10 protein-coding genes are annotated in these 10,671 nt (G+C 71.4%); 6 read left to right on the top strand and 4 right to left on the bottom strand.

The window, feature by feature from the left end:
- Together modA and FOY91_RS18965 are read right to left on the bottom strand one after the other, a co-directional pair.
- Positions 1 to 720 (bottom strand): molybdate ABC transporter substrate-binding protein (gene modA / locus FOY91_RS18970; RefSeq protein ID WP_145155270.1); only part of this gene is annotated, 720 nt, incomplete at its 3' end.
- A 64-nt stretch (positions 721 to 784) separates the two neighbouring features.
- Positions 785 to 1,168: a winged helix-turn-helix domain-containing protein gene (locus FOY91_RS18965; protein ID WP_145155268.1), complete on the bottom strand. Its 384-nt coding sequence runs from the start codon at positions 1,166 to 1,168 to the stop codon at positions 785 to 787.
- A gap of 110 nt (positions 1,169 to 1,278) precedes the next feature.
- Here FOY91_RS18965 and FOY91_RS18960 point away from each other — a divergent pair, with 110 nt between their 5' ends.
- Entirely contained in the window at positions 1,279 to 2,589 is a 1,311-nt protein-coding gene (locus FOY91_RS18960; protein ID WP_145155266.1) for a UDP-glucose dehydrogenase family protein, read from the top strand.
- A gap of 154 nt (positions 2,590 to 2,743) precedes the next feature.
- On the opposite strand, the gene FOY91_RS18955 is transcribed toward FOY91_RS18960, so the two are convergent.
- Together FOY91_RS18955 and recQ are read right to left on the bottom strand one after the other, a co-directional pair.
- Positions 2,744 to 3,145 (bottom strand): protein tyrosine phosphatase family protein, encoded by a 402-nt coding sequence (locus tag FOY91_RS18955; RefSeq protein WP_145155264.1) that lies wholly within the window; start codon positions 3,143 to 3,145, stop codon positions 2,744 to 2,746.
- Between the two features lie 14 nt (positions 3,146 to 3,159).
- Positions 3,160 to 4,920 carry a DNA helicase RecQ gene (recQ, locus tag FOY91_RS18950; RefSeq protein WP_145155262.1) on the bottom strand — a complete coding sequence of 587 codons (1,761 nt, stop codon included), beginning with the start codon at positions 4,918 to 4,920 and terminating at the stop codon, positions 3,160 to 3,162.
- A 159-nt stretch (positions 4,921 to 5,079) separates the two neighbouring features.
- Between recQ and pgl the strand changes: the two genes are divergently transcribed.
- The 5 genes from pgl to recJ all read left to right on the top strand — a co-directional run bounded on the left by pgl (position 5,080) and on the right by recJ (position 10,616).
- On the top strand, positions 5,080 to 5,781 hold the full coding sequence (gene pgl / locus FOY91_RS18945; RefSeq protein WP_145155260.1) for a 6-phosphogluconolactonase: 702 nt from the start codon (positions 5,080 to 5,082) through the stop codon (positions 5,779 to 5,781).
- A gap of 126 nt (positions 5,782 to 5,907) precedes the next feature.
- Positions 5,908 to 7,200: a homoserine dehydrogenase gene (locus FOY91_RS18940; protein WP_145155258.1), complete on the top strand. Its 1,293-nt coding sequence runs from the start codon at positions 5,908 to 5,910 to the stop codon at positions 7,198 to 7,200.
- Between the two features lie 136 nt (positions 7,201 to 7,336).
- Positions 7,337 to 8,308, top strand: coding sequence for a class II fructose-bisphosphatase (gene glpX, locus FOY91_RS18935; RefSeq protein WP_145155256.1), 972 nt, complete (start codon positions 7,337 to 7,339; stop codon positions 8,306 to 8,308).
- A gap of 34 nt (positions 8,309 to 8,342) precedes the next feature.
- A complete protein-coding gene (locus tag FOY91_RS18930) occupies positions 8,343 to 8,612 on the top strand; it encodes a hypothetical protein (protein ID WP_145155254.1) in 270 nt (89 codons plus the stop codon).
- A 234-nt stretch (positions 8,613 to 8,846) separates the two neighbouring features.
- Entirely contained in the window at positions 8,847 to 10,616 is a 1,770-nt protein-coding gene (recJ, locus tag FOY91_RS18925) for a single-stranded-DNA-specific exonuclease RecJ (RefSeq protein ID WP_145155252.1), read from the top strand.
- The last annotated feature ends 55 nt before the right edge of the window (positions 10,617 to 10,671 follow it).

Here is a 10,671-nt window from a genome sequence, read left to right as displayed (position 1 = left end):
GCTGACGAGGAACGCCCGGAACCCTTCGGCATCGGGGCTGGTCGCCGTCGTCAGCCGGGCGATCGGGTAAGTGATCGGCGGGTGGCTGGCGGCGGGAAACACGCCCACCACCGCCACCTTCGGGGCGGCGCGTGCGTCGGTGGCATAGACGATACCGAGCGGTGCCTCGCCGCGCTCCACCAGCGCCAGCGCCGCGCGCACGTTCTCCGCCCGCGCCACCCGTGCCGCCACCGAGGGCCACACGCCGAGCCGGATCAGCGCCGCCTTGCCGTAGCGCCCGGCCGGCACCGCATCGGGATCGGCCATCGCCAGCCGCCCGTTGCCCAGCGCGCGGGCGAGCGGGAAGCCGGGGCGGATCGCCAGTCTCGCCGGCCGCGCCGCCGGGGCCACCAGCACCAGCCGGTTGGCGAGGAAATCGCGCCGCGTGGCGGGCACGATCAGCCCTTTGGCAGCCACGGCGTCCATCCACTCCTCGTCGGCGGAAACGAACAGATCGGCCGGCGCCCCCGCCAGCACCTGCCGCGCCAATGCGGAGGAGGCCGCGAACGACAGGCGCGGCGCGGCATGGCCGCGCGCCTGCCACGCGCCCGCCGCCTCGGTGAGCGACTCCTGCAGGCTGGCCGCCGCCAGCACCAGCGGCGGCGCGGCGAAGGCGGGGGCCGCAACCAGCGCGAGCAGCAGCGCCAGGCCCGCCCGCCAGCGCGCGAGAATTCGCATCATCATATCCCGACCCCGTCTCACCCCCGATATCCGGCCGGATATATCGGCGCGGCGATGGAACGGGTCAATGGCTGCCGGGTGCCAGCGGTTCCGCCCGCAGCCGGGCGAGCAGCGGCTCGGTGCCGGCGCCCGCCTCCGCCAGCCGCGCTGCCCACGCGGCATAGTCAGCGCGCACCGCCGCGCCGAACGGCGTCACCCGTGCGCCACCGCCCTTCACCCCGCCGGTCACGGCGGCGACGAGCGGCTCGGCCCAGCAGCGGTTCATCGCGTCGACGAGCAGCCACGTCCGCCGGTAGCTCATCCCCAGCCGCCGCCCGGCGGCCGAGATCGAGCCGGTTTCCGCGATCGCATCGAGCAGCGCGGCCTTGCCCGGCCCCATCGCGATCTCGTCGCCGCTCAGGATCTGGGGCCGCAGCTTCAGCCGCGCGGTGTCCGTCCTGTCCGTCATCGCCCTCCCCCTCGCCGGCCGTGTACCGTAACCATATGGAACATCGCCCGATCAACCGATAGAGGTGCGCGCCAGCGGCCCGTGTCGGGCCTTGGGGGAATGCCCGGACCATGCGGATTGTGATGATCGGCGCAGGCTATGTCGGCCTCGTCTCGGGCGCGTGCTTCGCCGATTTCGGGCATGACGTGACATGCGTGGACAAGGCGGAGGACAAGATCGCGCGGCTGCATGCGGGCGTGATGCCGATCTACGAGCCGGGGCTGGACTCGCTGGTCGCCAAGAACGTGGCGCAGAAGCGGCTGTCGTTCACCACCGATCTGGCCGATGCGGTGCGCGGGGCGGATGCGGTGTTCATCGCGGTCGGCACGCCGTCCCGCCGGGGCGACGGGCAGGCCGACCTGTCCTATGTGTATGCCGCCGCCGAGGAGGTGGCCGGGCATCTCGACGGCTTCACCGTGATCGTCAACAAATCCACCGTGCCGGTGGGCACCGGCGACGAGGTGGAGGCGATCGTCCGCCGCACCAACCCGCAAGCCGACTTCGCCGTCGTCTCCAACCCCGAATTCCTGCGCGAGGGCGCCGCGATCGAGGATTTCAAGCGGCCCGACCGGGTGGTGCTGGGCGTGGAGGACGAGCGCGCCAAGGCGGTGATGCAGAACATCTACCGGCCGCTCAACCTGAACGAATCGCCGATCCTGTTCACCGGCAGGCGCACCAGCGAGCTGATAAAGTACGCCGCCAACGCGTTCCTCGCGATGAAGATCACCTTCATCAACGAGATGGCCGACCTGTGCGAGGTGCTGGGCGCCGACGTGCAGCAGGTGGCGCGCGGCATCGGGCTGGACAAGCGGATCGGCGGCAAGTTCCTCCACGCAGGACCGGGCTATGGCGGCTCGTGCTTCCCCAAGGACACGCTGGCGCTGACCCGCACCGCGCAGGAGGCGGGCCGACCGACCCGGCTGATCGAGACGACCGTGGCGGTGAACGCCGATCGCAAGAAGGCGATGGCCACCCGCATCGCCGCCGCCGCCGGTGGCGACCTGACGGGCAGGCGCGTGGCGGTGCTGGGCCTCACCTTCAAGCCCAATACCGACGACATGCGCGACGCCCCGAGCCTCGACATCGTGCCCGCGCTGCTGGCGCTGGGCGCCGAGGTCCACGCCTTCGACCCCGAGGGCCGCCACGAAGCCGAGCCGCTGCTGCCCGGCATCACCTTCGCCGATGGCCCCTATGAGGCGGCGGAGGGCGCCGCCGTGCTGGCGATCCTGACCGAATGGGACCAGTTCCGCGCGCTGGACCTGCGCCGATTGAAGGCGGTGATGGCCGCACCGGTGGTGGTGGACCTGCGCAACATCTACCGCACCTCCGAAATGGCCGAAGCCGGCTTCACCTACTCCGCCATCGGACGCGGGGCGGGATAAACAGGGCTTTCTCCCGACACCCTTGTGTCGAGCGAAGTCGAGACACGGAGCCCCGCGCATGTGGCCCGCCCCTCGACTTCGCTCGGGGAATGAAGAGGGGGAGTGCGAAGTTTCGGTCAGCTTTCGAGGAAGGCGGGACGAAAGGGCGGCCGACCTACCGCCACAGCCCCGAGATATCATAGCCCGCCGCCGCCGCCTTGGCGGTGAGCGCTGCCGCATCGTCCCCCGCCGCCGCGCGCGCCAGCGCCCAGACGTAGGTGGAGCGCGTGCCCGAGCGGCAATAGGCCAGCACCGGGCCGCCTGCCGCCGCCAGCGCCTCGCCCATCGCCGTCACCTGCGCATCGGTGAAGCCGGCGTGGGTGATCGGGATCGCGACATAGGCCAGCCCCTGCGCCCCGGCGGCGGCGGCCATCTCGGCATCGGTCGGCTGGCCCGGCTGCTCGCCGTCCGGTCGGTTGTTGACGATCGCGACGAACCCCTGCCGCTTGGCCTCGGCGAGATCCGCCGGGTCGATCTGCGCGGCTACCGAGATCGTGTCGTCGAGCTTGCGGAACATGGCTGTCTCCTTCTTCAACCGTGGGCGCGCAGGGCGGCGAGGAATGCGTCGCCATAGGCATCCAGCTTGCGCGCCCCCACGCCGCTGATCTGGCCCAGCGCGTGCAGCGAGCGCGGGCGGAACGCCGCCATCTCGCGCAGCGTGGCATCGTGGAACACCACATAGGGCGGCACCCCGGCCTCCTTGGCGATCTCCCGCCGGGTGGCGCGCAACGCCTCGAACAGCGGATCGTGGGGATGCTCCTCGTCGCTGCCGCGCTTGCGCTCGCGCGCGGGCGGCGGCTTGACGATCGCGACGGGCACCTCGCCCTTCAGGATGCCGCGCGCCGCCGGGCCGAAAGACAGCCCGCCGAACTCGTCCGCCCGCAGCGCATCGCGCGCCAGCAGCGCCCTCGCCACCGGCTTGATGAGCTTCAATTCGGCCGCGTCGGCGATCCCGAACACCGAGAGCCGGTCGTGGCCGAACTGGCGGATCTTGTCGCTCACCTTGCCCGCCAGCACGTCGGCCAGATGGGTGATGCCGAAACGCATCTCGGTGCGGAATGCCGCGGACAGCAGCTTGCGCGCGGCCTCCGTCGCGTCGATCGAGGCGGGCGGGGCAAGGCAGTTGTCGCAGTTACCGCACCGCTCCGCCGGCTCCTCGCCGAAGTGGCGCAGCAGCACGGCGCGGCGGCACCCGGCCGTCTCCACGAGACCGCCGAGCGCATTCAGCCGCTGGCGCTCGCCCTCCTGCCGGTCCGCCCCCACCTCGTCGGCGATGCGGCGGCGCGCGCGGGAGAAATCGTCCGCGCCCCAGAACAGGTGCGCCACCGCAGGATCGCCGTCGCGCCCGGCGCGGCCGGTCTCCTGATAATAGGCCTCGATCGATTTGGGCAGGCCGGCGTGCGCCACGAACCGCACGTCGGGCTTGTCGATGCCCATGCCGAACGCGATCGTGGCGCACATCACCATGTCTTCGGAAGCGACGAACGCCTGCTGGTTGCGCGCGCGCACGGCGGGGTCGAGCCCGGCGTGATAGGCGCGCGTCGGCCGCCCCGCCTCGGCCAGCGTCGCCGCCAGCCGCTCGGTCGCGTCGCGCGAGGTGGCATAGACGATGCCGGGGCCGGGGTTGTCGCGCACCAGCGCCTTCAACTGCTGCGGCAACCCGTCGCGCGGGGAGATCGCGTAGCGGATGTTCGGCCGGTCGAACCCGGCGAGGATCAGCCCCTCGTCGGGAATGTCGAGCTGCGCCAGGATATCGGCCCGCGTGTGGCGATCGGCGGTGGCGGTGAGCGCGAGGCGCGGGATTTCCGGATGCGCCTCCACCAGCCCGCGCAGCAGGCGGTAGTCGGGGCGGAAATCATGCCCCCATTCCGACACGCAATGCGCCTCGTCGATCGCGATCAGGGCCAGCGGCACGCGGTCGATCAGCCGGCGGAACCCCTCGGTGGAGGCGCGTTCGGGCGCGGCATACAGCAGGTCCAGCTCGCCGGCGCGGAAGCGGGCGAGCGTCTCGTCGCGGTTGTCGTCGGCCGACGTGAGCGCGGCGGCGCGGATGCCCACGGCGGTGGCCGAACGCACCTGATCGTGCATCAGCGCGATCAGCGGCGAGATGACGAGGCCGGTGCCCGGCCGGCACAACGCCGGAATCTGGTAGGTCAGCGATTTGCCCGCGCCGGTGGGCATCACCGCCAGCGTGTGCGCGCCGGCCATCACCCGATCGATCACCTCGGCCTGGCGGCCGCGGAAATCGCTGTAGCCGAAGGTGGTATGGAGCGCTTCGTGCGGGGTGGGCATGGCCGGCGCTGTAGCGGCTGGCGCCCGCCGTTGCCATCGCCTTCACCATCGCTTTTGCCCGGCCCGCCGATGATTGAAAGGATGACGAACCCCCTGCGAGGCTGTAGCGACGCGGCTTTGGCGCCCCAGGCCGGCGCCCGTCCGACGGAGCAGGTTGCGATGATCGAAGCCGAATGGTGGGAGTATGACGACGAGGCCGAACTCGCCGAGGCGGTGGCCGGCGACGTCGCCTTCATCATCGAGAGCGCGCTGGATGCGCGCGGGCAGGCGCTGGTCGCCTTCCCCGGGGGCAGCACCCCGCCGCCGGTCTTCGCCGCGCTGGCGAAGAAGAAGCTGAAGTGGAAGAACGTCACCATCATCCCCACCGACGAGCGGCTGGTGGCGGTGAACGATCCGCTGAGCAACGTGGCGGTGATCGCCAAGACCTTCATCCCGCTCGGCGCGCGGGTGCTGCCGATCGGATCGGAGAACAAGGATCACCGCATGGCCGGCAAGGCGGCGGATGCGCGGTTGCAGGATCTGCACTGGCCGCCCGATCTGGTGTGGCTGGGCGTGGGCGCCGACGGCCACACCGCCTCGATCTTCCCCGGCGCGGATCTGGACGAGGCGCTGAACGCCCCCAAGGCACGGCGCGCGGTGGGCGTGATGCCGGAAGTGCTGCCGGCCGAGGCGCCGGTCGCCCGCGTCACGCTCACCCGCGCGGCGATCCTCTCGGCGCGCGCGATCACCATCGTGGTGCGCGGCAAGGACAAGCGCGAGATGCTGGAAAAGGCGATCAAGGACGGCCCGCTCTCCCCCACCCCGGTCGGCCGCGTGCTGGCCGATGCCGAGCAGCCGATCGACATTCACTGGTGCGCGTGAACTTTACTCGATGAAACCTTACCGCGAGCGAAGTCGAGCGGCCGCGCTGTCGGATCGCGGTGGCCTCGGCTGCGCTCGGCCGGCCCCTCGACTGCGCTCGGGACATGGAACGATGAAGGACAGGACATGACCAAACCGTTGCGTATCGCGCTGGCCGGGCTGGGCACCGTCGGCGGCGGCGTGGTGAAGCTGCTGGACGCCAACGCCGCGCTCATCACCCGCCGCGCCGGTCGCCCGATCGAGATCGTCGCCGTCTCCGCGCGCGATCGCACGCGCGATCGCGGCGTCGATCTGTCGCGGTTCGAGTGGGTGGACGACGCCCTCACACTTTCCGCGCGCGACGATATCGACGTGGTGGTGGAGTTGATCGGCGGCGCGGACGGCCCCGCCCTCACGCTGGCCCGCACCACGCTGGCGGCCTCCAAGGCGTTCGTCACCGCCAACAAGGCGATGATCGCGCATCACGGCGTGGAACTGGCGGGCGCGGCCGAGGCATCGGGCACGGCGCTGAAGTACGAGGCGGCGGTGGCTGGCGGCATTCCGGTCATCAAGGGCCTGCGCGAGGGCGCGGCGGCCAACGTGATCGGCCACGTCTATGGCATCCTCAACGGCACCTGCAACTACATCCTGACCACGATGGAAAAGGAGGGCCGCGACTTCAACGAGGTGCTCGGCGAGGCGCAGGCGCTGGGCTATGCCGAGGCCGACCCCAGCTTCGACATCGACGGGGTGGACGCCGCGCACAAGCTGTCGATCCTCGCCACGCTGGCGTTCGGCACGGAGCTGGATTTCGGCTCGGTCGCCATCTCCGGCATCCGCCACGTGATCGCCGCCGACATCGCCGAGGCCGCCGCCATGGGCTATCGCGTGCGCCTCGTCGGTCTGGCGGAAGAGAGCCGCAAGGGCCTGTTCCAGCGCGTCCACGCCTGCCTCGTGCCGCTCGATCACCCGCTGGCGCACGTCTCCGGTTCGCTCAACGCGGTGGTGGCGGAGGGCAATTTCGTCGGCCGCCTGTTCTTCGAGGGGCGCGGCGCCGGCGAGGGGCCGACTGCCTCCGCCGTGGTGGCCGACCTGATCGACATCGCGCGCGGTGAATATGGCCCGGCCTTCGCCATGCCCGTCGCCAGCCTCGCCCGCCCGGGTCCCGCTCCGGCGGGCGAGCGGCGCGGGCGCGCCTACCTGCGCTTTACCGTGGCCGACCGCCCCGGCGTGCTGGCCGAGATCACCGCTGCGATGCGCGATGCCGGCGTCTCGATCGAGAGCATGATCCAGCGCGGCGCGACCGCGGACGGCAGCGTGCTGCTGGCGCTCGTCACCCACGTCTGCCCGGAACGTGCGGTCGGCGATGCGCTCAATCGGCTGGAAGGATCGCAGAGCATCGTCGGCAAGCCGATGCTGATGCATATTCTCGACATCTGAGGATCTGCCGGCACGCCGACGCCCCTGCGGGATGCGCCCACGTGCGTATTTTCAGGGATGGCCGGCGGCCGGCACGTTATCGACAATGTAACGATGCACGCCTAAGCGGACTCGACATAATTCGGACGGGGTAAAGATGGTTCAGGCAAGCAAGGCGCTCGATCGCGTTCTCGTGCTCGAGATGGTGCGCGTCACCGAAGCGGCGGCGATCGCCGCGTCCAAGCTGGTCGGTCGCGGCGACGAGAAGGCCGCCGACGCCGCCGCCGTGGAGGCGATGCGCCTTGCCTTCAACGGCCTCGAATTCGACGGCACCGTGGTGATCGGCGAGGGCGAGCGCGACGAGGCGCCGATGCTCTACATCGGCGAGAAGGTCGGCAACGCCATCGGCACCGGGCCGAAGATCGATATCGCGCTCGATCCGCTGGAAGGCACCACGCTGACCGCCAAGGCATGGCCCAACGCGCTCGCCGTGCTGGCCATCGCCGAGGAAGGCGGCCTGCTGAACGCGCCCGACGTGTACATGGACAAGATCGCGATCGGGCCGGGCTACGAGAAGGGCCTCGTCAGCCTCACCCGCACGCCGACCCAGAACATCGAGGCGATCGCCACCGCCAAGGGCGTGAAGCCGGACGAGATCATCGCCTGCGTGCTCGATCGCCCGCGACACGAGGCGCTGATCGCCGAGCTGCGCGCCACCGGCTGCGGCATCATGCTGATCCCGGACGGCGACGTGGCGGGCGTGATCGCCGTGACCGATCCCGACACCACGATCGACATTTACATGGGCTCGGGCGGCGCGCCGGAAGGCGTGCTGGCGGCAGCCGCGCTCGCCTGCGTGGGCGGCCAGTTCCAGGGCAAGCTGCTGTTCCGCAACGATGACGAGCGCGCCCGCGCCGCCAAGTGGGGCGTCACCGACCTCGACCGGATCTACGACCTGCAGGATCTGGTCAAGGGCGACGCGATCTTCGCCGCCACCGGCGTGACCGATGGCTCGTTGCTGGCCGGCGTGAAGCGCCGCAAGGGCTGCATGACCACCGAAAGCGTGGTGATGCGCGCCAGCAGCGGCACCGTCCGCTGGGTGAAGGGCGAACACAAGATCGGTGCTTGAAACACGACGCGGCTGGCGGGACGGGAGTGGGAGCATGACTGAAACGCAACCGCCCGCCCCGAAACCGCCCGCGCCCGTGCCGTGGGACCAGCCGGCCACGCTGATCGATCTGGACGGCACCGCCCCGCTGATCGCCCCGCTGCACGATTGCGTCCGTCACTTCGCCGCGCTGAACGCCGCGGCGAAAGCGGATGCGCGCATCCTGCTGACCCAGCCCATCCCCCGCCTCACCCGCCGCACCCGCACCTGGCTGATCGGCCCGGAAGAAATCGCCGCGCTGGGTGAGCCGCCCGCCAAGGGGTAGGCGAGCGGCGAGGGTGTTGTTGAGATTGCGCCCACGGTCCCTTCGTCACCCCGGCCTCGTGCCGGGTCCACCGTCGATCGACGCAACCGCTGGAAAACTACGGAAGTGGACCCCGGCACAAGGCCGGGGTGACGGTGTCGAGCGCCGGCCGCTCGTCCGTCCCCCACCGCACCCATTTTCCCCAAACCGCGATCCGCCCGATGCGCGCGCCCCGCAAGTCGCTATATCGCAGGCATGAACCACGTTCTCGATATCTCCCGTTCCATCCTCGGCCAGCCGTGGCGCTGGCGCGGCGCGGGGCAGGACGGGCGCGATCCGAGGTTCCAGCCCGACGATCTCGTCACCGGCCTGCTGCTGGCGCGCGGCTGCCCGCGCGACGCGCTGGACGATCACCGCACCCCCACGATCCGCGCCTTCATGCCCGATCCCTCGATCTTCCGCGATATGGACCGCGCCGCCGAACGGCTGGCGCAGGCGGTGCGCGGCGGCGAGGCGATCACCGTGTTCGGCGATTACGACGTGGACGGCGCCACCTCCGCCGCGCTGCTGATCCGCCTGCTGCGCGATGTCGGCGCGGCCGATCCGCAGGCCTATATCCCCGACCGGCTGATGGAGGGCTACGGCCCCAGCGGCGAGGCGCTGGTGCGGCTGGCGGCGGGCGGCGCGAACCTGATCGTCACGGTCGATTGCGGCGCGCAGGCGTTCGAGGCGCTGGGCATGGCGCGCGAGGCCGGGGTGGACGTGATCGTCGTCGATCATCACCAGTGCGCCACCGCGCTGCCGCACGCGCACGCGCTGGTGAACCCCAATCGGCTTGACGAGGCGGCAGATGCCGCCGCGCACGGGCATCTGGCGGCGGTGGGCGTCGCCTTCCTGCTCGGCGCGGCGCTGCTGCGGGTGCTGCGGCGCGAGGGCTGGTTCGCTGACCGGGTCGAGCCGAAGCTGATCGAATTGCTCGATCTGGTCGCGCTCGGCACCGTCGCCGATGTCGCCTCGTTGCGCGGCCTCAACCGCGCGTTCGTGGCGCAGGGGCTGAAGGTGATGGCCGGCCGCCGCAACATCGGCCTCGCCGCGCTGATCGAGGCGTCGCGGCTCGCCCGCGCGCCCACCTGCACCGATCTCGGCTTCGCGCTCGGCCCCCGCATCAATGCCGGCGGGCGGGTCGGCAAGTCCGATCTGGGCGTCCGCCTGCTCACCACCCGCGATCCGGACGAGGCGCGCGAGATCGCGGTGGAGCTGGACCGGCTCAACGAGGAGCGCCGCGCGATCGAGACGGCGGTGAGCGAGGCCGCGCAAGAGGCCGCCGCCGGTCAGGGAAACCGTGCGGTGGCGGTGGTGGCCGGGCATGGCTGGCATCCGGGCGTGATCGGCATCGTGGCCGGGCGGCTGAAGGAGAAGCTGAGCCGCCCCGCCATCGTGATCGCGCTGGACGAAGCGGGCGTCGGCAAGGGATCGGGCCGCTCGATCAGCGGGGTCGATCTTGGCGCGGCGGTGCTGGCGGCCAAGGAGATGGGGCTGCTGGTGGCCGGCGGCGGCCATGCGATGGCGGCCGGGCTGACGATCGCGGCCGACCGGATCGACGCCTTCGTCGCCTTCCTCGACGAGCGACTCGCCGAGGGCATCACCCGCGCGCGGGACGATCGCGCGCTGCTGCTCGATGCGGTGCTGGCGCCGGGCGGGGTAAACCCCGCGCTGGTGGAGGCGCTGGAGGCCGGCGGCCCCTATGGCGCCGGCTGGCCCGCGCCGCGCGTGGTCGCCGGGCCGGTGCGGGTGATTCGCGCCGACGTGGTGGGCGCGGGCCATGTCCGCGCGGTGGTGGCGGGCGAGGACGGCCGCTCGATCAAGACGATCGCCTTCCGCCAAGCGGACAGCGCACTCGGGCAGGCGCTGCTCGGCGCGGGGGCCACCCGCCGGCTCTGGCTGGCCGGCCGCGCGCGGATCGACGACTGGGGTTCCCGCCCCGCCGCCGAACTGCATCTGGAAGATGCCGCCTGGGCCGATTGAGGCCTCCTCCAAATGCCGGATCGAATGGCTTGACCGGCCCGCCCCTTCCCCCTAA

Origin of the sequence: Alterirhizorhabdus solaris, assembly GCF_007785815.1 — a bacterium.
GTDB lineage: Bacteria > Pseudomonadota > Alphaproteobacteria > Sphingomonadales > Sphingomonadaceae > Alterirhizorhabdus > Alterirhizorhabdus solaris.
The sequence above is the reverse complement of the archived record's forward strand: the minus strand, read 5'-3'. Positions and strand labels throughout refer to the sequence as shown.